We start from the raw sequence: 24,797 nt of genomic DNA on the forward strand, positions 1-24,797 counted from the left end.
CTGATTAAATTTATTTACAACCATATTTAATAAAAATAAAAATTTAAGTAGATGTACCGGTTTTAAACTTTAAATGTATAAAATATTAAAACGATATAATTTTATTATTTTTTTTTAAAAAAAGAATTGTATTTCAATAATTAAAAATTAAATTATGAATTTTTTTATAGGTTAAAACTCAATTTTTTAGTATATTTACAGAATTTTTATTTATAAAAATCTCAGTTATTCGTAAATTATATATATTTGTTTTTAATAGTGTAACATTTAATATTTTGCCCTATTTAATATGGAGTTTTTAATGTACCTGTTTTTAGACTCGTCAAATTGGGCTGCTTTATTAATGTTAGTCGCATTAGAAATAGTTTTAGGAATTGATAATTTAATATTTATTTCTATTTTAGTAAAAAAACTATCTCCTTCACAAAGAGATAAAGCTAGAATATTAGGTTTGACTATTACTTTAGTAATGCGAATAACATTATTATATTTTATGTCTTGGATAATTACTTTAGATCATCCATTATTGGTATTTAAATATTTTTATTTTTCTGGAAGAGATTTAGTACTATTATTTGGTGGATCTTTTCTTTTATTTAAAGCAATTATGGAATTACATGATAAGTTAGATTTTGCTAAAAAAAAGAAAAATATAAAAAAAAAATATTCTAATTTTTGGATTACTGTATTCCAAATATCTATTTTAGATGCTATTTTTTCTTTAGATTCAATTATAACAGCAGTTGGAATGGTAAATAAATTATTAATTATGGTGGTTGCTATAATTATAGCAACAGTTTTTATGTTATTAGCTTCTAAAATATTAGTCTCTTTTATAAATCTTCATCCTACTATAACTATTTTATGTTTGAGTTTTCTAATTATGATTGGTGTTAGTTTGGTATCAGAATCCTTTAGATTTTATATACCTAAGGGGTATTTATATGGAGCAATAGTATTTTCTGTATTTATAGAATGTTTAAATCAGATAGATAAAAATAATCTTATAAAATACCAATCACTTCGTCCTGTAAGAGTTAGAGTTTCAGAAGCTATTTCTAATTTAATAATAAAGGATAAAAAAATAGAATGCACATATGATTTTTTAAAAAAAAATAAGCATTCTCCAACTATTTTAGAAAATAATAGATATAAAAATTATTTTAGAGAAGAAGAAAAGTACATGATTAACGGAGTTTTAACGTTAGAAGGTAGATCTATTAAAAGTATTATGACTCCTAGAAGAGAGATATCATGGATTAATGTAGAAGATTCATTGAGTAACATACAAAAAAAATTATTAGATACACCTCACAATTTATTTCCTGTCTGTGATGGAGAATTAGATAAAATTATAGGAGTAGTTAGAGCTAAAGAAATTCTAGTGATTCTTAATAATAAGTTTGATATAATTAAGTTCGCATCTAACAGACCTCCAGTAGTTATACCAGATACACTAAATCCTATTAATTTATTAGGAGTATTAAGGAAAGCTAAAGGAATTTTAGTTATTGTGACTAATGAATTTGGAGTAGTTCAAGGTTTAATAACTCCACTTGATGTTTTAGAAGCAATAGCAGGAGAATTTCCAGATGATGATGAGACTCCAGATATAGTAGAAAACGAAAAAGGTGTTTGGATTATAAAAGGAGGAACTGACTTGCATACTTTAGAACAATCATTAAATATTATAATTAACACAAAAAATAGAAATAATAATGCTTCTTTAGCAGGATTATTAATTTCTGAAAAAGGAAATGTGCCTATTCCAGGAGATATAGTAAAAATTCCACCTATAGAATGCTGCATATTAGAATCAAATCAATATAGAATAGATTTAGTTAAAGTTGTAATAACTAAACAAGATACTTAAGAAGAAATTTCTTCTTACTTAAAACAATACTTAATATAGAAAAAAAAATTTTCATTTAATAAATTTTTAAAATTATAAATAAAAATGGTTTTATTAGAAATAAATAAATTTTTAGTGTGATGAAATTATAGTTTTTATTAATTATTTATAAATTTTTATTTAAATATTATTCAATATGGTTTAATAGTATGTGTTTAAATATTTTAGCAATTGATATGACATTTAGCTGTGCTTCAATAGCATTATTGAAAAATAATAGTATTTATACTAGTTCTTTATTTAATTTTAGAATAAAAGATATTAATATTTATAATTGTATAAATAGTTTATTGACGTCTCATGGAATTCAGGTACAAGATTTGGATTATATTTCTTTTTCTAAAGGACCTGGAAATTTTACAGGATTAAGAATATCCTGTAATATTGCTCAAGGTCTTTCATTAGGATTAAATATTCCAATATTAAGTGTTTCTACTTTTATATTAATGGCAGAAGAAGTTTCAAAAAAAAAAAAATTTAATAAAGTTATAGTAGCAATGAAAGCTACAAAAGAAAAATTTTATTGGGGCAAATATAAAAAAAACAAATATGGATTTTGGATTGGAGAAAATACAGAAGTATTACTAGATAGAAAAACTATTTTAAAAAAAGTAAATATGATAAATAGCGTATATATTTCTGTAGGATCAGCATGGTCTGAAATACCTAACACAAGTCGATGTATAAAAAATATTAAAGATATAACATATCCTAATATACGTTACATTTTTCCAACTTCATTATTATATATTCAAAAAAATATTATTTTTCCTGCTCATAAAATAGAGCCTGTTTATTTAAATAAATATTTATCTTAAACAAAAATACTTTTATAAAACTAAAAATTAAAGTATTTTTTAGTTTTATTATTTTATGTTACTGAATGTAATATATTTATTATAGTTAATACACAAAATTTATTTTTTTATTGTTCTATAAAAGTTATATTAAGTTCTAATATAGACATTTTATTTTCTTTGTATTCTAGTTGAATATTAGTAGTTTTAGGATCTAGTTTTATATATTTGCATATAACTTTAATAATATCTATTTTAAGTTTTGGTAAATAATGGTTTAATTTTTTATTTTTTCTTTCTTCTTCTATAATAATTTTTAATCTATTTTTTGCAATTTTAGCTGTTTTTTTTTTTTTTTTAGAAAAGAAAAAATTAAGTAAAGACATATGTTATCTCCAAAAAAATCGTTGAAAAAAATTTCTTTTTTTTTCTTTAATAAATCGAAAAGGACATTTTTTACCCATTAATCTGTTAGTTGCATCAGAATAAGCTTGACCGGCTTCTGAAGATTTATTTAAAATAACAGGTTTTCCTTGATTAGAAGATTTTAGTACTGATAAATCTTCTGGGATTACTCCTAATAGAGGTATACATAATATGTTGTTTATATCTTCTATACTTAGCATTTCTCCCTTTTTAACTCTTTCAATATTATATCTAGTTATAAGCAAATGTTCTTTGATAGGCTTTTGATTTTTTTCAGCTCTTTGTGATTTTGAGGAAATAATACCTAAAATTCGATCAGCATCTCGAATAGAAGAAACTTCTGGATTGGTAACTATTATAGCTTCATCAGAAAAATATATAGGTATAATAGCTCCTGATTCTATACCAGCTGGAGAATCGCAAATGATGAAGTCAAAATTCATAATTGTTAGTTTTTTTAAAAGATTTTTTATTCCTGTTTTATGCAGTGAATTTTTATCTCTTGTTTGAGAAGCAGGTAGAATAAATAAATTTTTTGTGTTCTTATCTTTTATTAAAGCTTGATTAAGCTCTATATTACCTTGTATGACATTTATGAGATCATAGACAACTCTTCTTTCACATCCCATGATTAGATCTAGATTTCTTAATCCAATATCAAAATCAATAACTACAGTTTTTTGTCCAAGTCTAGCTAGACCAGTAGCAATAGATGCACTTGAAGTGGTTTTCCCTACTCCACCTTTCCCGGATGTAACTACGATAATACGTGTCATACATTTTCCTGTAGAATGAGTAATTTGGTTAAAAACAATTATAGATTATACTTTTAATAATTTTATAGCTCCATTTTTTATATAACATTGAACGGATTTTCCAATTAAGTCAGATGGGATTTGATCTAATAGCAAGAATTGACCACAAATAGAAATAAGTTCAGCAAATAATTCTGTGCAAAAAATATAACATTGTGTATTACCTTGTATTCCTGCTAATGCTTTACCTTTCAGTTTTCCATATATATGAATATTTCCATTAGAAAGAATTTCAGATCCCTCATTAACATTATTTATTATAATAATATTACTGTTACTTGAATATATCTGTTGTCCAGATCGTATCGGTTTTTTTATAATTTTATTTTTAAAAAAAAGACTTGATTTTACATCAATAGTTTTTTTTTTTTTTTGAATATGTACAGCATTTGTTAATTTGTTTGTTTTAAAAAAAATAGGAACTCCAGAATCAAGGACGGTTTCATTTAATTTTTCATTTTTACATTTTATAAAACCTACAATTTTTAATTTTAACGATTGAATAATATATTTAATTGAATTCCAATCGATTTTACAAGACAGTTGTGAAATATTTAAAATAATAGGTGCATTTTTAAAAAAAGAAGGTGACTCTTGTATTTTTTTTTGTAAAGCATACTTTATTTTTTTTGTTGAATCATTTTGTAAATAAAGAACTAGTAAAGTAAAATTATTACTTTTTAATTTTATAACTTGATTAAACATATCTATTTCGCTTGATATTTTTTAAAAAAATGGAGTTAAATATAAAAAAGATATTATTTATTATATAAATAGTAGATATATATATATCTATTGATTTTAAGTATCATTAATTAATAAAATGTTATCAAAGATTTTATTTTAAGTATAGATACTTTGTTTTTAAATTAAAAATATAAATTTATTTATATAAAAAACATATATATATTTGTTTTTTTATATATAGTAAATATATTTACTACACATTTATGATTATAAATCATATGTCTATTTTTGTAATTTTTTTAAATTGGAGTGTACGAAAAAATATGACTAACTTTAGTTCTACTAGTAAGATTATTCATAATCTTTCTTATTTGTTAAAAAAAAAAATTTTATTTTCAGGAAATTTTCAAGATGATTTACCTGTAAAATTAGAGTCTATTTTTTCTATAACACATACTATAAAATATAGTAAATGGGAAAAATTAAGAAGTATAACAAAAAAAAAATTTTTTTTGGAGTGTTTCTTCCTGAACATTTTTCAAAAATATGTAATACAATAGTATATTTTTGGCCAAAAAACAAACAAGAAGCTATTTTTCAAATAAAATACTTACTGTCTATATTTTCTATTTCAACCGAAGTATTTATTGTAGGAAAAAATAAAAGTGGTGTAAGAAGCGCTAAAGGTATACTAGAAGAATGGATTAATTTAGAAAAAATTCAAGGAAAAAATCGTTGTACTTTATTTTATGGAAAAATAAAAAAAAAATATCTATTTGTATTAAATAATTTCAAAAAAAGTTATTTTTGGAATGAAATATATATTTCTTGTTTTCCAGGAGTATTTGGATATTCAGGAGTAGACTCTGGTACTTTATTGTTACTATCAACGTTAGATAAAAAAATTCATGGAGATGTATTAGATATAGGATGTGGGTCAGGTATTTTATCTATTCAAATTTTAAAATTGTTAAATAAAAATAATATAAATATAAATCTAGTAGATGAATGTGCTTTATCTTTATATTCTAGTAAATTAAATATTAAAAATAATAATTTAAAAGCATCTGTATTTTCGAGTAATATTTTTTCTAGAATAAACAAGAAGTTTAATTTAATTATTTCTAATCCTCCAATACATAATGATTTAAAATTAGATTTCTTTGTATTAAAAAATATAATCAAACAATCTAAAAATTTTTTAAAAAAAAATGGAGAATTGAGAATTGTAACAAACTCGTCTTGCTTTTTTGAAAGTTATTTTAAAAAATATTTTAAAAAATTTTTTATGTTAAAAAAAAATAAAAATTATAAAATCTATCAAGGATTAAATTAAACATAATTAATATTACTGAAAGTGAAGAAATAATACTTTTTTAGTTAATAAAATTTTAATTTATTAAAATAAAAATTTATAAATTTTGGTACCCGGAGCGGGAATTGAACCCGCAAAGCATTTACAGCCGAGGGATTTTAAGTCCCTTGTGTTTACCAATTTCACCATCCGGGCATTTTCATATCTTGATTAAAAAATATCTATATATATATATTTATATAGGCGCGTCCCGGAATCGAACCGAGTTTTCCGGATTTGCAGTCCGTTACATAACCGATCTGTCAACGCGCCTATAAGTAATATAACTATATTTAAATTATATTAAAAAAATAATAACTTTTTATATAATATATGTATATAGAAACTGATAATATTATATCAGAATAAATAAAAAAAACAAAATGTTTTATTATCTATAAAATAGTAAAATTACTTGCATTGAGTACATAATATATGATATATATTTCATATATTTTAATTTAATAAAAATAAAATTTATTTAAAAATATGGAGGGGTGGCCGAGTGGTTTAAGGCAGCGGTCTTGAAAACCGCCGATGAATAAAATCATCCGAGAGTTCGAATCTCTCTTCCTCCGAAAACTTAAAAAGAAAGTGTATATTTCATTAAAATAGTTATCTATTAATTTTTTTTAATGTTAAAACAGCTTTTACTGTAAAACGTACAGTAATTTAATATGTTAAACGTAATTAAATATGTTGCCCAAGATATTAATATTGTTCCAGTTATACGTAAAATTCTAAAAATAATAGATCCATATCTCCAATCACATATATTATGTAAAATAATAGTAATAACATAGTTCATTACTATTAAAGAAATAAATAGTTTTAATAAAAATTGCAACCATTCAGATGTAAAGGATATTTTTTGAAAAGAACGTAAACTTTTGTACAATAAAAAAGCATTAATCCAGGTTGATATTGAAACAGAAATAGCAAGACCTACATGTTTAAAAATATATATAAAGAATATATTTATAACTGTATTTATAATTATAGTTAATAATGAACATTTCATCGGTGTAGTAAAATCTTTCAAAGCAAAAAAACTAGAAGATAGTATTTTTACTAGAATTAAACCAATAATTCCAATTGAATATGATTCAACTGTATTTTTTGTCATAAAAGTATCAAAATCATTAAAGTTTCCATATTGAAATAAAGAAATTACTAAAGGTTTTGCTAAAAAATATATTAATAAACTGCTTGGTAAACCTAACATAAAAGATAATTTCAATCCCCAATCTAAATTTTTCTTATAATCTAAAAAATTATTTTTTACAACATTTTTTGTTAAAACAGGTAATAAAATAGTTCCTAAAGATATTCCTAATATACTGGTTGGAAATTCTAGTAGTCTATCAGCATAATAAATCCAAGAAATAGATCCAGCATCTAAAATAGAAGAAAAGAAAATATTTATTATTGTTGATAACTGAGAAAAAGCTACTCCAAAAACAGCTGGAATTATACCTTTTAACATTTTAGTTAATCTTTTATTTTTTATATTTATAACTGGATACGGTAACATATGTATTTGTTGTATTTTTGGTAATTGATATAAAAATTGTATTATTCCTCCTACAAGAACACCCCAAGCTAAACAAAAAATATTTTTTTTAAAATACGAATGTAAAAAAACTACAAAAAAAATAATACTGAAGTTCAAAAACATAGGAGATATTGCTGGTAAAAAAAAATAATTCCATACATTTAAAATAGAAGAAGCCATACATGCTAAAGATACAAAAAAAACATATGGAAACATAATTCTTAATAGAATAACAGTAGTGTGAAAGAGTTCTGAATCAGAATAAAATTTAGGAGACGTCATAAAAATGATTTCTGGAGAAAATATCATTCCTACTATTATAATTAATATTAATATTAGACTTAACATTCCAGAAATATAAGATATAAAAAATCTAGTTTTTTTAAACTTTTTTTTATTTTTGTACTCTGTTAGCATTGGTATAAATGTTTGAGAAAAAGCTCCTTCTGCAAAAATTTTACGTAGTATATTGGGTATTTTAAAGGCTACAAAAAAAGCATCTGTTTCTATAATAGCTCCAAACGTTGTAGCGATTAACATATCTCTTATAAAACTTAAAATTCTAGAAAACAAAATCACAGTGCTATTTATAAAAAAAGGTTTAAAAAGATTCATATATTATTTCCTCCTATATTTTTTAGAGAAATATTTGAATCAAAATGTATTTCAATTACTTAATTTTAAAATAATCGGTGTGTTTTTTAAAAAATTAAAAAAACTCAATAAAGCAAGTAAATATAATGCATACTTATACTCTAGTAATAACTTTTTACTATAATGTGTAACATTTGTTATTTATCATTAAAAGTTGTTTTAGTTGAAAATTGGTTATTAAATACAAATAAGATAAATTTAAAATTTATTTTTTTAAAGTTAAAATACAGATATTAAAAAAACGTTCTTACATTTTCATCGTATTTATACTAATAATTTTACGTTTCCATCATTATCAAGTTGACCTGTGACTATATTACCTGAATATAAAATAACTTTTACTTTATTTCCTATACAAGTATTATTTAAAGCGATTCCAATAGTTGATATGTATATATTTAAAGATTTAAAAAAAACTTTTACTATATCATTTTTTTTTATAACAATAATAGGTTTTAAAGTAGAGCTAGTAATTATTTGATGGGAGTGCATACTTTGATTTATTGTTTTGTTAAGTATTAAATATTTATCTAGAATAGCATCTTGTGGTAAACTGTCGAAATTTCCAATTTTAGATATAAAATTATTATTATTTAAAATAGAATATTTTTCTAGTTTCTTATTAGTTAAAAAATAACATCCAATAATTTTAATATATATATTTATTTGCATTGTTTTTTCTGCAGTTGCCATTAATATTTTTGTATTTCCCCATTTTTTATAATGATAAGGAAGAATAAATCGTGGATTATATGGTGTGTCACACAATTTTTTTTTAGTTAGTATTTTTAAATCAATATGATTTAAATAGATAGGGTCATTTCTTTTTAAGAAATTTATAATTTTTTTTGATAATTCTGAAGAAAATGCGTTATTTAGACTAATTAAGAATATAATTATGCATATAAAAGATTTTGTCTTATAATGATTCATAGAATTTTTTTAATATATTAATTAATTTTAAATGTTAATTGTATTTAAAAACATAAATGTTAGTTTTAATTAAAAACTTATTATTTTATAATATGATTAAGGAACTTTATGATTTCTAAATTAGACACATATTTTAAAAATGATAAATTGATGTTAGAGTTATTAACATTAAAAGAAAGTAGTATAGCTAGTAATATAGCTAATATTGATACTCCTAATTATAAAAAAATAAATGTAAATTTTTTAGATGAATTTAAAAAAAAAGTAAAGGATTTAATTTACATAAAAAAAAATAATTCTGCTGTAAACAGTAAAAAAAAAAATTTTATTGAGATTTATAAGGAAAACTTAAAACAAAGTATATCAGTAGATAAAACTATTGATGAAAACTTTACTTTTAATGAAAAGAATTTACATTCTAACATACAAAATTCGTTGTTTAACGATATTAAAAATAGTATTGAAAATATTGATGAAAAGAATAATTTATTATATCAAGAAATAACTGATTCTATGCTAAAAAATGTAATAGAATCAAACGATTCTAACTTAAATATTACAGATGACAATGATAATAGTAATGAAATTAATTTAACTCATGAGAGGATAAGTTTTGTTGAAACAGAACTAGAACATAAAAAAGAATTGGCTATTATAAAATATAAAATAGATAATATGCTAAAAGTTTTAGATTAATAAAAATTTAAAAATAAAAGTAAGGGTAAATAAAATGGATATATTTGATACATATAAAATATTAGGGTCTGCAGTAGAGTCGCAGGAATATAGTATGAATTTTTATGCTAAAAAAATGTCAAATATAGAACATTGTTCATATAAAAGAGAAAATAATAATTTATATAAACAAAAAAATGCTGTTTTTAAATTTAGTCCTATTAAAAACGATAATTCTTGTAAAATAGGAGGTGTTAAGTTAAAAATTGAAGAAAACAAAGTTGACGATGGTTTTGTAAGTAAAAGTTTAAAAAACAATAAGTTTAGCAATGAAAAGTATAATTCAATGTCAGATCTTGATTTTATTAATAATTATATAGGATTTATAGAATCTTCTAATCAGTATAAAATTGATTTGTCTATGTTGAATTCTAATAAATCTATTATATTAAATACTTTGTCTATTATCGAGAAATGATATACAATATATTTATAAAGCAATAGTCAACTAAACATTAAGTAATTTAAAAAATTATTTATATTTAAAAAATAAAAAAATAATTACATTTAAATAATGTAGTATATATTACTAAACCATTTTAAATAATTAAAAATTAAAAATCTTATTAAGGAGAGTTTTTATATGTCTTTAGAATCTCTTGAAAACTCAATTCAAAAATTTCATAATTCTATCCAATCTTTACAATCATCAACAATAAAACATAATCATAAAAATAAGGTAGCATCACAATACGAAGAATTAAACTTTCAATATAATAATGCAAATAACAGTCCATATAGAAGCGAGGCTAACTTTGGTTTTGAACAGTTAGACGAAAACGGAAGTTGTTTGTCTTTAAACAAAGTAGATAAGCATGCCAACCGAAATTTGTATACTAATATTAGTCCCAACGCTTATTTTAGGTTATCGGACAATAATGATTCTATCTTGTATACAAAACAAGGACATTTTTTAATAAATGAACATGGAGATGTAATAACAGAACAAGGATACCGGTTAACGGGATATAATATTAAAGGGTGCAAGAAAGTATCAGAATTTATAGATAGTTCTATTCCTAAAAATTTAAATCTTTCTAATGCATACAAAATAGACTATAAGCCAACTACTAAGTTAGCATTATTTTCATATTTAAATATGAATGCTCCTATTTTTACTAATTTTTCCTATGATTATAGAAATGAATCAACATGTACTAATAATATAAAAACAGTTATTTACAATAAAGACGGAAAAGAATGTATTGTAGATTTAAATATATTAAAAACTGGTAATAGAGAATGGACTGTTTCAACTTCTATTCATGATGATAGTCAAACAGCATCTGAAATTCCTAACATTTTTAAAAATGAAAATTATTATCAAGGAAGTGATGGAAAAACAGTTGTTTGTGATCCGTTTACTTTTAAATGCGACGAAAATGGAAACATCATAAACTCAAAAAAATTAATAAATATCACTTCTTCAGATAAAAGATATGTTACTCCTTTATCTATAAATTTAGAAAGCGTAAGAATACGTAACAATTATAATATACCTAGAGACTATACTCATGTTCAGGCAAACGGATTTCCTGAAGGTACTTTAAATAAATTTATGATAGATAGCGAAGGGTTAATATCAGGATATTATTCTAATGGAAAAAAATTACAATTAGCACAGATGTCTATTTTAGAAGTCAGTGACCCAAACATTTTATCAACAGTATCTCAGAACATATCTAGTCTTATAGCGAAAGAAAACGAAGATAATCAAGATAGAAAAATCGCTATTGATTATAGTGATGGTCATAATTTAGATAATAAACAAATCTCTAATTTACAATTAGATCATAATGAAGAAAAAAATTCTAAAATAGACATTATTACAGTTGATAAAAACAATAATATATCAAGCATATTTACAAGCTAAATGAAATACGATTAATTTTAAAAAAATATAATAGTTAATTAATTTTATTTAAATATTTAAATATATTTAATATAATAAGAAAAAAATAAATGAACTCTGGAATAAATGCAGTATTAGAAGCTGCTAAAAATACCGTAATTCAACATGAAATCTTATTAAATAATTTATCTAATATTGATACAACCGGGTTTAGAGAACAAACTTTTTCTTTAATTCTAGATAAAAAAAAGAATAATGTCCTTAAAAATAAAGAATACTACTTAAAACCAGTAGTTTCTTATAGTGATAAACCCGGAAGTATACAAGAAACTAATAGATTATTAGATATTGCTCCTTTGCAAAATTATTGGATAACTCTTAAAAATCCTATTTTGAATCAAGAAATGTATACTAGAAACGGCCACATGAGTATTGATTCAAAAAATAGACTTACTGTAAACAACTATTTAGTTTTAGGTGAAAAAGGTTATATTGTAATTCCTAATTATGAAAATATAAATTTTTTAGAAGACGGAACTATCATATATACAATAAAAGGAAAAAAAAAATATTTAGGAAAATTAAAGTTAACCTGGTTAAGAAGTAAAGACGTAAAAAAAAATGGATATAGTTTTTGTTATGACATTTTCAATAAAACAATAGAAAATAAAAAAATAAAAGAAAATAACGAATTAATGAATGAAAAAAAAATAAAATCGAAATCGTTAGAAACTAGTAATGTAGATTTAACAAAAAATTTATTACAATCTATTGATTGTTGTAGAAAATTTGATTTTTATACCAGTATTGTTGGACATGATATAGAAAATAACAATCTTTTAAACAAATTCGTAGACATTAATAGTTAAAATATAGGAAAAAAAGATATGTTCGCTTCTTTATGGATTGCAAAGACTGGATTAGATGCTCAGCAATTAAATATGAATGTTATTTCTAATAATTTAGCTAATGCTAATACAAACGGATTTAAACGTTCTAGAACTATGTTTGAAGATCTAATGTATCAAAACATAAGATCTCCTGGTGAAACGTCTTCTCAAAATTCTATTTTCCCTTCTAATTTACAAATTGGTACAGGTGTTAGACCTATTTCTACAGAAATTATTGACACACAAGGAAATTTAACTCCTACTAATTCATTTAAAGATTTAGCAATCGATGGTAATGGTTTTTTTCAAATAATATTACCTAATGGAAAAATGGCGTATACAAGAGATGGTGCATTTAATATTAATCAAGATAATCAATTAGTCACTAACTCAGGATTTCCTGTACAACAAGAATCTGGAATTATTTTTCCAAATAACTTAGTTAACGATCCTACTATAGGATTAGATGGTTCTGTAACAGTAAATCTATCATCTGAAGAAAATGGCACTCCTGAACATATAGGACAAATAAACTTATTTCATTTTTCTAACACTTCTGGATTATCTAATATTGGTAATAATTTATTTGTTGAAACGCCTTCTTCTGGAAGTGCAATAGAGAGCAAACCAGGAACTGAAGGAACAGGAAGTATAAAATCACATTTTTTAGAATCTTCTAATGTAAATATAGCTGAAGAATTAGTAAATTTAATACAAATACAAAGAGCATATGAAATTAATGGAAAAGCTATATCTAGTGCAGATCAAATGTTACAAAAATTATCTCAGCTATAATAAATATACATATATTATTAGTTATAAGATGTAGTTTTAATATTAAAAAAAGGTATATTTCATTGTTTAAATCATTTTTTAAAACACCTAAATGGTTTTTTTTAGTTACAACTATTTTAGTACTAAATGGTTTTTCTTTATATACAAGTGAAAATTATGTAAATTCAGAGATAAAAAATTATAAAAAAGCCAATTATGATTTTTTAAAAAAAATTAATGATTTATCATTATTTGAAAGTTTAAAAAATAAAGAAAGCAACCTATCCAATCCTTTTTTAAATGAGAAAAGAATATATAAGATAGGAGAAACTATTACGTTGTTATTAGAAGAAAATGTCAGTGCAAGTAATAGTTCTATGTCTTCTTTAACAAGAAATGGAAATAGTAAAGTAAATATAAATTCCTTTCCGAATCCGTTAGATTTTTTATTAAATTCAAAAATAAATAGATCTAGAGCAGAAATAAATAGTGAATCTAAAAATAATTTTTCTGGAAAAGGAAATACGTTTTCAAAAAACACTTTTACAGGCATTATTACTGTTACCATAACCGATATATGTAAAAATGGAAATTTAAAAATATTTGGACAAAAGCAAATATCTATAAATCAAGAATCAGAATTCATTCGTTTTTCTGGAGTAATAAATCCTAAAAATATTAGTGCAAATAATGTAGTAAAGTCACATGATGTAGCAAATGAAAAAATAGAATATTATAATAATGGAAGTATTGAACAAAATAGTAAAATTAGTTGGATGCAAAAACTATTCCTTTATTTTTTTTCAAGTTAGAGTAGCATTTAAAAAAATGATAAATGTTACATAAAAAATTTTTTTTATTATAATAATTAAAATTGTTAATTTTTTAAATTCTATTAATTATAGAAAAGTTATATTTTTAAACATTCTAACTTATCTAATAGAATTTTTTAAAAAAAGGTTTTATATGTATAAAAAATCATTTTTTTCAACTTTTTTTATAGTTATTTTTTTTATTTTATTTTCTTTTTCTTATGCTCAAACAATCAATAAATTAACTACTATTGAAGGAGTTAGAGAAAACGAATTAATTGGATATGGTTTAGTAGTTGGGTTACCAGGAACAGGTGATTCTGTTAAACAATCCCCTTTTACTTTTCAAACACTTTATAATTTACTACATAAATTAGGAATAAATGTATCTGAAAAAAACAAGTGTTTAGATTCTAAAAATACTGCTTCAGTAGTAGTTACTGCTACATTACCTCCTTTTATTAGATCTGGACAAAAAATCAATGTAGAAGTTTCATCTATTGGAAACAGTACTAGTTTGTCAGGAGGTACGTTATTGTTGACACCTCTTCTTGGATTAGATAATAAAACATATGCTATAGCACAAGGAAGTATTCCTTTTTTTAATGAAAAGAAATTTAGTAAGGCAATTGATCGTCATAATTTTATTGTTAATTCACGAAATAATAATGTAGCAATTTTAAAAAATAGTGCTATTGTTGAAAAGTCAATAGATAACATGTTTGGAAATAAAAATTTTATTAATTTTCAACTAAATAAACCCGATATTATTATTGCACAGAAGATAAGCGATCGTATTAACGTTTCTTATAAAAACGCATCTTTTGTATTAAATCCGAATATAGTTCAAGTAAACACAAATAATAAAAGTTGTAAAAATGTTATAAACATGATTTCTAATATAGAAAAGATGTTTATAAATACAAATATAAATGAACCAAAAATTATTATAAATAATAGAACAGGATTAGTAATATCAAATTCAGATATAAAAGTAGGTTCATGTACTATTTTAAGTAAACATTTTTCATTACTTATAAATACTAACAAAAACAATATTCCATGTTTTTCTAATCAAGAAAAAAACAATATTTTATCAAAAAAAACTAATAGTCAAACAAAAAACTATAATGATGAATTCAATACAGTATTGATAAATAACACTGTTGATATACATGTTATATTATCTGTTTTAAATAAATTTCATATAACTCCAGCTGAAATAATTTCTATTCTTACGTCCATGAAAGATGTTGGAGCGCTTCCAGCTACTTTAGAGATAAGAAAACAATAATGAAAATTGAAAATAATAGTATAGATTTGATTAAAAATAATTATAAACATAGTAAATCACATTTAAATTATTTAGTAAAAACTAATAATTCAAAAAAAAAAATAAATTTAAAGAATAAAAATTCTATAACAAAATCTATTGAAATGATATTCATAAATATGGTTTTATCCAATAAAAACATTTTTTATTCTGAAAATACTCTGTTTAACTCCGATCAAATGAAAATGTTAAATAGTATGTATACTTATCAATTGTCTAGTGTTTTATCTAAAAAAGGATTTGGATTAGAAAATTTTTGTGTAAAAAAAACTAGTTAAAAAACCAGAAAAATAAATAAATTATACATCTAAGAAATAACTTTTTATTTAAATTAGTTCAAATTATGTTTAATATATTAAATTCGTATTTAGATTCTTAGTATAAATAAAAGTTGTTTTTTTTATTTAAATTTTTATTTTTAAAATACTGAATTATGTAATAGTTTTTTTGTTAAATAAATAACTTTTATTTATATATTAGTAGTACAGTATACATAGAAATAAAATTCAATTTTTATTTGTTAGATAAAAATATTTTAAATAAGAATGTAATTAATTTTACCATTTCGGTATTACTTTTTTACTTTAATAGAAATTCAAATTTAATAGATCATATTATATTATATTTTAGAATAATAATATTTGTACTATATTAGAAATAGAATTATACATTATTTAAAAAATAGAAAAATAAAAATATTCGTATTATAACAGTGTTTATTTTACTAAAATTATTAATTTTTATTTTTAATAAATAGAAAAAATAACATTTATATACTATTAATTTAGTTACTACATTAGATTTTATTTCAAATAAACTATTTATTGAAGTCGTTTTTATTCTTTTTATTAAAGGATTTATTTAAAAAAACTAAATGATTTAGAAAAACTATTTTAGAGAAACACAATATGGAGTTTAAAAAAAAAATATATAAAAGATTAGTCATTGATGACAATATGATAAATAGAAGAGTAGATAATATTATATTTAATTTATATAAAAATGTTCCTAAAAGTATGATTTATAGGTTAATAAGAACTGGAAAAATTAGAATAAACACACAAAAAATCAAACCATTTTATAAGTTAAAAAAAGGAGATATAGTACATCTTCCTCTAATTAACATAACAAATGAAGTAAAAAAAAAAATAATTTTATGTAAAACTATAAAAAAAACTATTTTGTCCAGCATAATATATGAAGATGAGTTTCTTGTTATAATTAATAAACCTGCAGGAATAGCTGTTCATGGAGGTAGCGGAGTAAAATTTGGTATAATTGAAATTTTTAGACATATTAGGCCAAAAAATAAATATCTTGAATTAGTGCATAGATTAGATCGTGAAACTTCTGGAATATTAATAATTGCAAAAAAATATTCTTCTTTAAAAGAATTACATGAACAATGGATTAATAATAAAATTAAAAAGAAATATATTAGTATAGTTCATGGACATTGGCCTAAAAGTCAAATAAATATTACTCAACCATTATTAAAAAAATTTCATTCTAGTAAAAAACGAGCGGTTATTGTAAGTAATAAAGGGAAATTTGCAAAAACATTTTTTTTAATAAAAAAATATTATACTAATACTACTTCTATGGAAGTGACACCTATTACTGGTAGAACTCATCAGATTAGAGTACATAGTTCTTTTTTAGGATTCCCAATAATATTTGACGAGCGGTATGGTGATAATAAATTAGATAAACTTTTATTTAAAAAAAATAAGAATATTTCTTTATTTCTTCATGCTTCTAGTATACAGTTTAAACATCCTGATAATAAAAAAAATTTTTTTATAAAAGCTCCATTATCAAAAACATGGATTAATTATGAAAAAAAGTTATAGTTAATTGAATAAAATTTGAAATAATTATACGTACTTTTATAAATGCATATAATCGCATATTATTGTTTTTAATTATCTTAATAACATTAAATCTTTTAAAGATAAAGGATAAATATGGCAGTTCAAAAAAATAAACCTTCTCGTTCAAAACGTGGAATGCGTAGATTACATGATAAAATTTTTTCTCCTTCTATATCTAAAGACAGAAACTCACATGAGTTACATATAAGACATAATATTACTACAAAAGGTAACTATAAAGGAAAAAAAGTAATTAGCAAAAAGTAAAAGCATTTCTAATTTTTAACAAATAGTTAACAAATAAAAATACAACATTATTAATTATTTTCTAATCAAATATTAGATATTGTTAAAAAATATGTTTTTCGTTGTTATTTTTTATTGATGACATTGAAAACAATATTTAATTTTTTATATAAATAAGTTTATTTTTTTAATAAGATTTGTATATATCAGATTACGTATTATATAGTACATTATTTTTTATTGTATTGAATTTTACTAATTTTATAAATGCAAATTGTTTTACATGCATAAAGTTATTTAAAATATAGAAGGTAACATGTTATTCGCAATGATTTTTCCTGGACAAGGTTCTCTTAATGTATTTAATAGTTTTAAACATTTAAACTCAACTAATTTAAAAATTGCAAAAGATACGTTTGAAGAAGCTTCAGAAATTATAAAGTTGAATTTATGGAATATTTTTTCAAAAAAAAAATATTTCTATATTAGAAATAAAAACTATTCTTACAAACAAATAGTAATTTTAACAACATCTGTAGCTATTTATAGAATATGGATAACTATTACAGGAATCAATCCAACAATAATGGCCGGACATAGTTTAGGAGAGTATTCAGCTTTAGTATGTTCTAATACATTGAATTTTGCAAAAGCAGTAGAAATTATACATTCAAGAGAAAAAATAATGGATTTTGCATGTAAGAATTTTAAAGCTAGTATGTTAACAATAATAGGATTAAAATTAGAAAATATAAAAAAATTAATTGTTTTAAATTTTAATAATCCAGTAATTTCTATAGCATGTATAAATTCTAAAAAAAATATAGTTGTTTCAGGAAAAATGAAATATATAAAAAAAATGCAATTATTATGTAAAGAACATGGAGCAACATTTACAAAAATGCTTCCTGTTAATACTGCTGCACATTCATATCTAATGAAACCAGCAGCTAAATATTTATATAAATTAATTAAGAAAGTTAAGTTTTATGATCCTATATGTCCGATAGTTAACAACACTTCTATAAAATGTGAAACATCTTCTATTTTTATAAAAAAGTCTTTAATTCAACAATTGTACAAACCAGTTAGATGGATAGAAATTATACAATTTATTTTTTCTAAAAAAATAAATTTTTTCTTAGAAATAGGGGCTTCTTCCATTTTAACTCAAATTAATAAAGATATATATGGTACTACTAACATTTCATTATATAAAATGAGTAATTTTTTAAAAGCATTTAAAATTTTAAGTAAAAAATCATGAACTTTTTAGGTAAAATAGCAATAGTTACAGGTGCTAGCAGAGGAATAGGAAAATCAACGGCAATTATGCTAGCAGAAAAAGGAGCTACAGTTATAGGAACTTCTAGTACTAAGGAAGGTGCTGATAGTATTAAATATTATTTAAAAAAAATGTCAGGAGATGGAGTTGTATTAGAAATCACTAATATTTATTCAATAAAAAAAGCAATTAAATATGTATTAAAACATTTTTGTTGCATTGATATTTTAATAAATAACGTTGGAATTGTAGAAGATAATTTTTTATGCAAAATGACGTTTTTTCAGTGGGAAAAAGTATTGAGGGTTAATTTAAGTTCTGCTTTTTATATTTCTAAATTAGTAGTTCCGTTAATGAAAAAAAAAAAATATGGAAGAATTGTAACAGTAAGTTCAATAGTCGGATTTATTGGTAATATTGGACAAATTAATTATGCTTCTTCTAAATCCGGATTAATTGGTTTTAACAAATCTATGGCTTTAGAATTATCTTCTAAAAATATAACCGTTAATATTGTCGCTCCAGGTTATATAAAAACAGATATGACCGTAGGAATTAAAAAAAAAGTATTAAACAAAATACCAATGAAAAAATTTGGAACTAAAGAAGATGTTGCTAATGCTATTATTTTTTTGTCTTCAGATTGTGCAAAGTATATTACTGGTCAAACATTACATGTAAATGGTGGACTCTTTATGAATTAAAAATATAAGATATACTATTTAATATATATTTAGGATATATAATTTATGAAAGATATAGAAAAAGAAATAAAAAAAATTGTTTCAGAACAACTTGATATAAAACAAGATAAATTATCTGTAAAATCTTCTTTTTCAAAAGATTTAGGAGCAGATTCTTTAGATATAATAGAACTTATTATGTCTATAGAAGAAAAATTTGGAGTTAATATTTCAGATGAAGAAGCAGAAAAAATTACTACTTTACAACATGCTATTGAATTTGTTAAAAATTATAAATTTTCTTTAAATAATTAAATTTCTAGTTTTTTATCATTAAAAGTTATTTTATTGTAAGAACAAGATAATTATAAATTTTTTTTTTATTAGGAGTGAATATTTTTATATTATATTAATTTTTAAATATTAAAAATATGTTATTTATTTAATATTCAATATGTTTACGTAAAATGTTAAGTATATAATTTTTAATTTAAAATCAATTTTTGTATAAATTAAAATTATTTGTTTTTTTATAGTCTATTGTTTATATTAAAAGTATTTTTTTTTAAATATTAAAAAAAATAAAATTATAAATCTTAGCTTATTTTTATATATTTATGCTGTATTGCAAAATAAAATTTTTAATTTAATTAATATGTTTTAATTTTATAAAAAGAAAATAGATATGATGAGAAATAAATTTATAGTAGTAGAAGGTATAGAAGGATCCGGAAAAACTACAGCGGTAATGCACATAAAGAACATTTTAATGGATTTTGGTATTAGAAATGTTATTTCTGTAAGAGAACCAGGTAGTACTGCATTAGCAGAAGAAATAAGATGTTTGGTAAAAAAAAAATTTAATAATGATTTAATTACTATCAATACAGAATTGTTATTAATGTATGCAGCAAGGACTCAATTAATTGAAAGTATTGTTAAACCACGACTAAAAAAAGGAGATTGGGTTATAGGAGATAGACATTATTTTTCTTCATATGCTTATCAAGGAACATTTTCAAAAAGCATTAAGAAAAAAATTTCTATTTTACAGTCTATGTTTTTTGGATCTTTTAAACCTAACTTAACTTTTTTTTTAAATATATCTCCATATACTAGCATGAAAAGAATAAAAAAAAGAACATCATTGGATAGAATAGAAATGAATAATATTGATTTTTTTTCTAAAGTTAGACTAGAATATTTAAAGTTAGTAAATAAACATAGTAACTGTATTATTATAGATGCTGAAAAAAAAAAAAATGAAGTTCATAAAGAAATAAAAACTAAATTGTATACATGGATTAAAAATTATGAATAATGAGTATCCGTGGATAGTTAGTTTATATGAGAAAATAATTAATCAATATAGACAAGGTTATGCAAACAAATCTATTGTAATTAATTCTATGATAGGTACTGCATGCTCTGTTCTAATATGGGATATTAGTAAATGGATATTATGTGAAAAAAAAAAACATATATATAGTTGTAACCAGTGTTTTTCATGCAATTTAATGAAATTAAAAAATCATCCAGATTTTTATCTTATAGATTTAAAGAAAGAAAAATCTGATTCTTATATAGAAAAATCTATTGAATTAGTAAAAAAAGTTATTTTTAATACATCTCATCAGAATAGTGCTAAAATTATTTTTTTTTCTAATAGTCACAATATACCTGTCTCTTTTATTAACATTTTACTAAAAATAGTAGAAGACTCCTATTCTAACACTTTTCTTTTTATAAAAAACTATTTTTCTGATATTTTACCAACGATTTTTATTGGTCGTTGTATTACGTACAATTTATTTTTTTCCATAAATGATAAGAAAAATATACTATGGTTACAAAAAAAAACTCATTCTTCGCTAAAATTATGTACGATTATGTTAAAATTGAGTAATGGATCTCCATTAGTTGCATTTCATATGTTGAAAATTACACTCTTAAAAAAAAGAGAATCGTTTTATAAACAATTTTATTTTTGTTTAAGAAAAAAAAATTTTTTTTTATTGTTTTCCTTTTTTAAAGAAATAAACTTTAATTTAATTATTTTGTGGATTTATTCTATTTTAATAGATTCTATAAAAATAAAGTATTTAGATGAATCTTGTTTAATTAATCTAGATCAAAAATTATTAATTTTAAAAATTTCTTTTAAATATTCAGTTAAAAAGTTAAATTTGAGTATATATTCTTGGTTCAAATGTAGATTTAATCTAATAAATGTTATTGGAATAGATAAAAATGTGTTAATTGCAAATGAATTGCTAAAATTTGAAAAAAATTTTTTTCATATTTAATATTCACTTAATTAAAGAGAGAAAATATATGTTTTTAGTAGATTCTCATTGTCATATAGATGATTTAGATTATAAAAAATTGCACTTGAACGTAAACGATGTTTTAGATAAAGCAAAAAAAAAAATGTTCATGCAATTTTAGCAGTTTCGATTTCACTAGAAAAATTTAAAAAATTTATTCTAGTAGACACATTATGTTCAAAAGTTTGGTATTCATGTGGAATACATCCTTTGTATTGTAGCAATGATAATTCTATTTTAGAATTAGAAAAATTTGCTAATAACCGAAAAGTAATAGCAATAGGAGAAACAGGATTAGATTATTATCATCATAGAAAAAATGTAAATCTTCAAAAAAAATTTTTTAGACAGCATATTAGAACTGCTCTTAAACTTAATAAACCATTAATAGTTCATACGAGAAATTCTAGTTCAGATGTTTTAAAAATATTAAAGGAAGAAAAAGCACATATTTGTAAAGGAGTTATACATTCTTTTACAGAAAGCAAGTCAATAGCTAAAAAGTTTTTAGATATGAATTTTTTTATTTCTTTTTCTGGAATTACAACATTTAAAAATGCACAACATTTGCTAGAAGTTGTGAAGTTTATTCCAATAGAAAGAATGTTGATAGAAACAGACTCTCCTTATCTGACTCCTGTTCCATATCGTGGAAGAGAAAATCAACCTGCTTATTTATATAATATAGCAAATTATTTATCTAAAATAAAAAATATGAATTTAAATATTTTTTCAGCAATTACTACAAAAAATTTTTACAGATTATTTTTTAAACATAACAAGTAATGTTTTAAAAAAGTATGATTTTTGCAATTTTATTGAATTAATTTTAAATATTAAAAATTATTTAATTATTAATTTTATATGTTAATTGTTTTTTGATCTACAGTGATAGAGGATAATACAGTTTATGTTACAAAATGCATTTTCAAGTTTTCAAAAAATTGGAAAATCTTTAATGTTGCCAGTTTCTGTTCTTCCAATTGCAGGTCTTTTTTTAGGCATAGGATCTGCAAATTTTTCTTGCATTCCAGAAATTGTTTCTAAAGTTATGATTGAAGCAGGAAGTTCTGTTTTTTCTAATATGTCAGTTATTTTTTCTATAGGAGTAGCGTTAGGTTTTACTAAAAACGATGGAGTAGCTGCATTATCAGCCGTTGTTTCTTATGGAATTATGAAAAAAACAATGTTTGTTTTTACTCCATTTTTTTTGAATCAGTCATTAAATAATGCATCTTTAAATTATTTTTCTGATACAGGAATATTAGGTGGTATTCTTGTTGGAGCAATGACTGCATATTTATTCAATATTTTTTCTAAAATTCAGCTTCCAGAATATTTAGGATTTTTTTCTGGAAAAAGATTTATTCCAATGATTACAGGTATTTTTTCTGTTTTTTTAGGAATATTACTTTCTACAATTTGGCCTGCAGTAGGACAGATAATTCAAAATTTTTCTTTATGGGCGGCTTATCAAAGTCCAGAAATAGCATTTGGAATTTATGGTTTGGTAGAGAGAATGCTTGTTCCTTTTGGATTACATCATATATGGAACGTTCCTTTTCAAATGCAAATTGGAGAATATGTAAATTCTTCTGGTAAAGTTTTTCATGGCGATATAGCTAGATATATGGCTGGAGATACTACAGCTGGAAGATTGTCTGGTGGTTTTTTATTTAAAATGTATGGATTACCGGGCGCTGCTATGGCTATTTGGCAGTCGGCTAAAATTAAGTATAGAAAAAAAGTAGCAGGAATTATGATTTCAGCTGCTTTAACTGCTTTTGTAACTGGAATTACAGAACCAATTGAATTTTCTTTTATATTAGTAGCTCCTATATTATATATAATACATTCTATTCTTTCTGGATTAGCTTTTACTATTTGCGTGTTATTGGATATGAGAGCTGGAACTAGTTTTTCACATGGAATTTTAGATTTTTTAATACTGAGTGGAAACAGTCATAATTTATGGTTATTTCCAATTATTGGGATATTATATACTATAGTTTATTATATTATTTTTTATTTTTTTATAATAATTTTTGATTTAAAAACTCCTGGAAGAGAACATTTTTCAGAAGCATTAAAATCTGAAAATATAGAAAAAATAGTTTCTAAAATAGTAGATTCTTTTGGAGGAGTTGAAAATATTATCAGTATAGATGCTTGTATAACACGTTTAAGAGTATCAGTAAAAGATAGTACTAAAGTGAATCAAATACAGTTAAAAAAAATTGGTGCTTTAGGAGTAATAATTTCAGGATCAGGCATACAAGCTGTTTTTGGAACAAAATCAGATAATATTAAAACAGCTATTGATGAATATATAAAAAATTATAAAATTAAAAAAAATAAATATTTATCTATATAGTAATGCATATAATTATAATTAGCGAATAATTAACTTTATATGATTAATGTCAACTATAATAGAACTATTTGTTTTATATGAGGATCATATGGATAAAAGTGATAAAAAAAAATCTATTATTTTTAAAAATATAGTATTACGTAAATCTTTTGCGATTATTGTACATCAAGATGAATTAGTAACAGCATTTGAAGACAAACATAAGTTGGCTCCGATACATATTTTAATTATTCCTAACAATTATATAGAATCGATGAATTATGTTACGTTTGAAAATAAGTTATTACTTGGACATATGTTTTATACAGCTACAAAATTAGCTAAAAAGTTTAACATATCTGAAAATGGATATAGATTAATTGTTAATTGTAATGAAAATGGAGGTCAAGAAATTCCTTATTTACATATTCATTTATTAGGAGGTAAAAAGTTAAGCAAACATTTTTGTTAAAATAATAGTACAAAATTAATTATATAGA

General features: G+C 22.2%; 26 protein-coding genes and 3 tRNA genes. 22 read left to right on the forward strand and 7 right to left on the reverse strand.

The window, feature by feature from the left end; genetic code table 11:
- Window positions 1–301 precede the first annotated feature (301 nt).
- Together AB4W63_RS01305 and tsaB are read left to right on the forward strand one after the other, a co-directional pair.
- Complete coding sequence (locus AB4W63_RS01305) at window positions 302–1,873, forward strand: TerC family protein (RefSeq protein WP_367680806.1); 1,572 nt, start codon at window positions 302–304, stop codon at window positions 1,871–1,873.
- A gap of 188 nt (window positions 1,874–2,061) precedes the next feature.
- Entirely contained in the window at window positions 2,062–2,730 is a 669-nt protein-coding gene (gene tsaB, locus AB4W63_RS01310; RefSeq protein ID WP_367680807.1) for a tRNA (adenosine(37)-N6)-threonylcarbamoyltransferase complex dimerization subunit type 1 TsaB, read from the forward strand.
- A gap of 107 nt (window positions 2,731–2,837) precedes the next feature.
- Here tsaB and minE read toward each other — a convergent pair whose 3' ends face one another.
- The 3 genes from minE to minC are packed head-to-tail and all read right to left on the reverse strand — an operon-like array spanning window position 2,838 to window position 4,655.
- A complete protein-coding gene (gene minE, locus AB4W63_RS01315) occupies window positions 2,838–3,095 on the reverse strand; it encodes a cell division topological specificity factor MinE (protein ID WP_367680808.1) in 258 nt (85 codons plus the stop codon).
- Between the two features lie 3 nt (window positions 3,096–3,098).
- Window positions 3,099–3,911, reverse strand: coding sequence for a septum site-determining protein MinD (gene minD / locus AB4W63_RS01320; RefSeq protein WP_367680809.1), 813 nt, complete (start codon window positions 3,909–3,911; stop codon window positions 3,099–3,101).
- A gap of 45 nt (window positions 3,912–3,956) precedes the next feature.
- Entirely contained in the window at window positions 3,957–4,655 is a 699-nt protein-coding gene (minC, locus tag AB4W63_RS01325; RefSeq protein WP_367680810.1) for a septum site-determining protein MinC, read from the reverse strand.
- Window positions 4,656–5,109: 454 nt separating this feature from the next.
- Here minC and AB4W63_RS01330 point away from each other — a divergent pair, with 454 nt between their 5' ends.
- Complete coding sequence (locus tag AB4W63_RS01330) at window positions 5,110–5,973, forward strand: methyltransferase (RefSeq protein ID WP_367680811.1); 864 nt, start codon at window positions 5,110–5,112, stop codon at window positions 5,971–5,973.
- Window positions 5,974–6,059: 86 nt separating this feature from the next.
- Here the strand turns inward: AB4W63_RS01330 and AB4W63_RS01335 are convergent.
- Both AB4W63_RS01335 and AB4W63_RS01340 read right to left on the reverse strand, forming a co-directional pair.
- Window positions 6,060–6,147, reverse strand: a tRNA-Leu gene (locus AB4W63_RS01335).
- Window positions 6,148–6,193: 46 nt separating this feature from the next.
- Window positions 6,194–6,264: transfer RNA gene (locus tag AB4W63_RS01340), tRNA-Cys, on the reverse strand.
- A gap of 218 nt (window positions 6,265–6,482) precedes the next feature.
- Here AB4W63_RS01340 and AB4W63_RS01345 point away from each other — a divergent pair.
- Window positions 6,483–6,569: transfer RNA gene (locus tag AB4W63_RS01345), tRNA-Ser, on the forward strand.
- 44 nt (window positions 6,570–6,613) lie between these two features.
- Here AB4W63_RS01345 and murJ read toward each other — a convergent pair.
- Together murJ and flgA are read right to left on the reverse strand one after the other, a co-directional pair.
- Window positions 6,614–8,161 carry a murein biosynthesis integral membrane protein MurJ gene (gene murJ / locus AB4W63_RS01350; protein WP_367680812.1) on the reverse strand — a complete coding sequence of 516 codons (1,548 nt, stop codon included), beginning with the start codon at window positions 8,159–8,161 and terminating at the stop codon, window positions 6,614–6,616.
- A gap of 303 nt (window positions 8,162–8,464) precedes the next feature.
- A complete protein-coding gene (gene flgA, locus AB4W63_RS01355; RefSeq protein WP_367680813.1) occupies window positions 8,465–9,133 on the reverse strand; it encodes a flagellar basal body P-ring formation chaperone FlgA in 669 nt (222 codons plus the stop codon).
- A 108-nt stretch (window positions 9,134–9,241) separates the two neighbouring features.
- On the opposite strand from flgA, the gene AB4W63_RS01360 reads away from it, so the two are divergent.
- From AB4W63_RS01360 to AB4W63_RS01445, 18 genes are all read left to right on the forward strand, one after another.
- Window positions 9,242–9,829 (forward strand): flagellar basal body protein, encoded by a 588-nt coding sequence (locus AB4W63_RS01360; RefSeq protein ID WP_367680814.1) that lies wholly within the window; start codon window positions 9,242–9,244, stop codon window positions 9,827–9,829.
- 34 nt (window positions 9,830–9,863) lie between these two features.
- Window positions 9,864–10,286 (forward strand): hypothetical protein, encoded by a 423-nt coding sequence (locus tag AB4W63_RS01365; RefSeq protein ID WP_367680815.1) that lies wholly within the window; start codon window positions 9,864–9,866, stop codon window positions 10,284–10,286.
- A 165-nt stretch (window positions 10,287–10,451) separates the two neighbouring features.
- A complete protein-coding gene (locus AB4W63_RS01370; protein ID WP_367680816.1) occupies window positions 10,452–11,741 on the forward strand; it encodes a flagellar hook-basal body complex protein in 1,290 nt (429 codons plus the stop codon).
- Between the two features lie 89 nt (window positions 11,742–11,830).
- Window positions 11,831–12,589, forward strand: coding sequence for a hypothetical protein (locus tag AB4W63_RS01375; RefSeq protein WP_367680817.1), 759 nt, complete (start codon window positions 11,831–11,833; stop codon window positions 12,587–12,589).
- Window positions 12,590–12,607: 18 nt separating this feature from the next.
- Window positions 12,608–13,405 carry a flagellar basal-body rod protein FlgG gene (gene flgG / locus AB4W63_RS01380; RefSeq protein WP_367680818.1) on the forward strand — a complete coding sequence of 266 codons (798 nt, stop codon included), beginning with the start codon at window positions 12,608–12,610 and terminating at the stop codon, window positions 13,403–13,405.
- Between the two features lie 62 nt (window positions 13,406–13,467).
- Window positions 13,468–14,196, forward strand: coding sequence for a flagellar basal body L-ring protein FlgH (locus AB4W63_RS01385; protein ID WP_367680819.1), 729 nt, complete (start codon window positions 13,468–13,470; stop codon window positions 14,194–14,196).
- Window positions 14,197–14,350: 154 nt separating this feature from the next.
- Entirely contained in the window at window positions 14,351–15,490 is a 1,140-nt protein-coding gene (gene flgI / locus AB4W63_RS01390) for a flagellar basal body P-ring protein FlgI (protein ID WP_367680820.1), read from the forward strand.
- Entirely contained in the window at window positions 15,490–15,807 is a 318-nt protein-coding gene (locus AB4W63_RS01395) for a hypothetical protein (RefSeq protein ID WP_367680821.1), read from the forward strand. Before flgI ends, AB4W63_RS01395 begins: the two co-directional genes overlap by 1 nt.
- Window positions 15,808–16,437: 630 nt before the next feature.
- On the forward strand, window positions 16,438–17,382 hold the full coding sequence (locus AB4W63_RS01400) for an RluA family pseudouridine synthase (protein WP_367680822.1): 945 nt from the start codon (window positions 16,438–16,440) through the stop codon (window positions 17,380–17,382).
- A 114-nt stretch (window positions 17,383–17,496) separates the two neighbouring features.
- Window positions 17,497–17,670, forward strand: coding sequence for a 50S ribosomal protein L32 (rpmF, locus tag AB4W63_RS01405; protein WP_367680823.1), 174 nt, complete (start codon window positions 17,497–17,499; stop codon window positions 17,668–17,670).
- Window positions 17,671–17,965: 295 nt separating this feature from the next.
- Window positions 17,966–18,916 (forward strand): ACP S-malonyltransferase, encoded by a 951-nt coding sequence (locus AB4W63_RS01410; protein WP_367680824.1) that lies wholly within the window; start codon window positions 17,966–17,968, stop codon window positions 18,914–18,916.
- On the forward strand, window positions 18,913–19,638 hold the full coding sequence (gene fabG, locus AB4W63_RS01415) for a 3-oxoacyl-ACP reductase FabG (RefSeq protein WP_367680825.1): 726 nt from the start codon (window positions 18,913–18,915) through the stop codon (window positions 19,636–19,638). Before AB4W63_RS01410 ends, fabG begins: the two co-directional genes overlap by 4 nt.
- 45 nt (window positions 19,639–19,683) lie before the next feature.
- Window positions 19,684–19,932 carry an acyl carrier protein gene (gene acpP / locus AB4W63_RS01420; protein ID WP_367680826.1) on the forward strand — a complete coding sequence of 83 codons (249 nt, stop codon included), beginning with the start codon at window positions 19,684–19,686 and terminating at the stop codon, window positions 19,930–19,932.
- Window positions 19,933–20,302: 370 nt separating this feature from the next.
- Entirely contained in the window at window positions 20,303–20,938 is a 636-nt protein-coding gene (gene tmk, locus AB4W63_RS01425) for a dTMP kinase (protein WP_367680827.1), read from the forward strand.
- The gene (locus tag AB4W63_RS01430; protein WP_367680828.1) at window positions 20,931–21,923 is read left to right on the forward strand and encodes a DNA polymerase III subunit delta' C-terminal domain-containing protein; all 993 of its coding nucleotides are present in this window, start codon (window positions 20,931–20,933) and stop codon (window positions 21,921–21,923) included. The genes tmk and AB4W63_RS01430 overlap by 8 nt, the downstream gene beginning before the upstream one ends.
- 150 nt (window positions 21,924–22,073) lie before the next feature.
- The gene (locus AB4W63_RS01435; protein ID WP_367681201.1) at window positions 22,074–22,730 is read left to right on the forward strand and encodes a TatD family hydrolase; all 657 of its coding nucleotides are present in this window, start codon (window positions 22,074–22,076) and stop codon (window positions 22,728–22,730) included.
- Between the two features lie 124 nt (window positions 22,731–22,854).
- Window positions 22,855–24,318, forward strand: coding sequence for a PTS glucose transporter subunit IIBC (ptsG, locus tag AB4W63_RS01440; RefSeq protein WP_367680829.1), 1,464 nt, complete (start codon window positions 22,855–22,857; stop codon window positions 24,316–24,318).
- A gap of 88 nt (window positions 24,319–24,406) precedes the next feature.
- The gene (locus AB4W63_RS01445) at window positions 24,407–24,769 is read left to right on the forward strand and encodes an HIT domain-containing protein (RefSeq protein WP_367680830.1); all 363 of its coding nucleotides are present in this window, start codon (window positions 24,407–24,409) and stop codon (window positions 24,767–24,769) included.
- Window positions 24,770–24,797: the final 28 nt, after the last annotated feature.

The organism is Buchnera aphidicola (Anoecia corni), from assembly GCF_964056675.1.
Lineage (GTDB): Bacteria > Pseudomonadota > Gammaproteobacteria > Enterobacterales > Enterobacteriaceae > Buchnera_E > Buchnera_E aphidicola_B.

Bases quoted from the DNA above. Each gene is read 5' to 3' on its own strand.
- AB4W63_RS01330 (WP_367680811.1), top strand. From the start codon at position 5,110: ATGGGAAAAATTAAGAAGTATAACAAAAAAAAAATTTTTTTTGGAGTG.
- AB4W63_RS01375 (WP_367680817.1), top strand. From the start codon at position 11,831: ATGAACTCTGGAATAAATGCAGTATTAGAAGCTGCTAAAAATACCGTA.
- AB4W63_RS01430 (WP_367680828.1), top strand. From the start codon at position 20,931: ATGAATAATGAGTATCCGTGGATAGTTAGTTTATATGAGAAAATAATT.
- ptsG (WP_367680829.1), top strand. From the start codon at position 22,855: ATGTTACAAAATGCATTTTCAAGTTTTCAAAAAATTGGAAAATCTTTA.
- flgA (WP_367680813.1), bottom strand. From the start codon at position 9,133: ATGAATCATTATAAGACAAAATCTTTTATATGCATAATTATATTCTTA.
- AB4W63_RS01395 (WP_367680821.1), top strand. From the start codon at position 15,490: ATGAAAATTGAAAATAATAGTATAGATTTGATTAAAAATAATTATAAA.
- flgI (WP_367680820.1), top strand. From the start codon at position 14,351: ATGTATAAAAAATCATTTTTTTCAACTTTTTTTATAGTTATTTTTTTT.
- AB4W63_RS01305 (WP_367680806.1), top strand. From the start codon at position 302: ATGTACCTGTTTTTAGACTCGTCAAATTGGGCTGCTTTATTAATGTTA.
- AB4W63_RS01365 (WP_367680815.1), top strand. From the start codon at position 9,864: ATGGATATATTTGATACATATAAAATATTAGGGTCTGCAGTAGAGTCG.
- AB4W63_RS01445 (WP_367680830.1), top strand. From the start codon at position 24,407: ATGGATAAAAGTGATAAAAAAAAATCTATTATTTTTAAAAATATAGTA.
- minE (WP_367680808.1), bottom strand. From the start codon at position 3,095: ATGTCTTTACTTAATTTTTTCTTTTCTAAAAAAAAAAAAAAAACAGCT.
- rpmF (WP_367680823.1), top strand. From the start codon at position 17,497: ATGGCAGTTCAAAAAAATAAACCTTCTCGTTCAAAACGTGGAATGCGT.
- acpP (WP_367680826.1), top strand. From the start codon at position 19,684: ATGAAAGATATAGAAAAAGAAATAAAAAAAATTGTTTCAGAACAACTT.
- AB4W63_RS01370 (WP_367680816.1), top strand. From the start codon at position 10,452: ATGTCTTTAGAATCTCTTGAAAACTCAATTCAAAAATTTCATAATTCT.
- AB4W63_RS01400 (WP_367680822.1), top strand. From the start codon at position 16,438: ATGGAGTTTAAAAAAAAAATATATAAAAGATTAGTCATTGATGACAAT.
- minC (WP_367680810.1), bottom strand. From the start codon at position 4,655: ATGTTTAATCAAGTTATAAAATTAAAAAGTAATAATTTTACTTTACTA.
- AB4W63_RS01410 (WP_367680824.1), top strand. From the start codon at position 17,966: ATGTTATTCGCAATGATTTTTCCTGGACAAGGTTCTCTTAATGTATTT.
- fabG (WP_367680825.1), top strand. From the start codon at position 18,913: ATGAACTTTTTAGGTAAAATAGCAATAGTTACAGGTGCTAGCAGAGGA.
- murJ (WP_367680812.1), bottom strand. From the start codon at position 8,161: ATGAATCTTTTTAAACCTTTTTTTATAAATAGCACTGTGATTTTGTTT.
- flgG (WP_367680818.1), top strand. From the start codon at position 12,608: ATGTTCGCTTCTTTATGGATTGCAAAGACTGGATTAGATGCTCAGCAA.
- minD (WP_367680809.1), bottom strand. From the start codon at position 3,911: ATGACACGTATTATCGTAGTTACATCCGGGAAAGGTGGAGTAGGGAAA.
- tmk (WP_367680827.1), top strand. From the start codon at position 20,303: ATGATGAGAAATAAATTTATAGTAGTAGAAGGTATAGAAGGATCCGGA.
- tsaB (WP_367680807.1), top strand. From the start codon at position 2,062: ATGTGTTTAAATATTTTAGCAATTGATATGACATTTAGCTGTGCTTCA.
- AB4W63_RS01360 (WP_367680814.1), top strand. From the start codon at position 9,242: ATGATTTCTAAATTAGACACATATTTTAAAAATGATAAATTGATGTTA.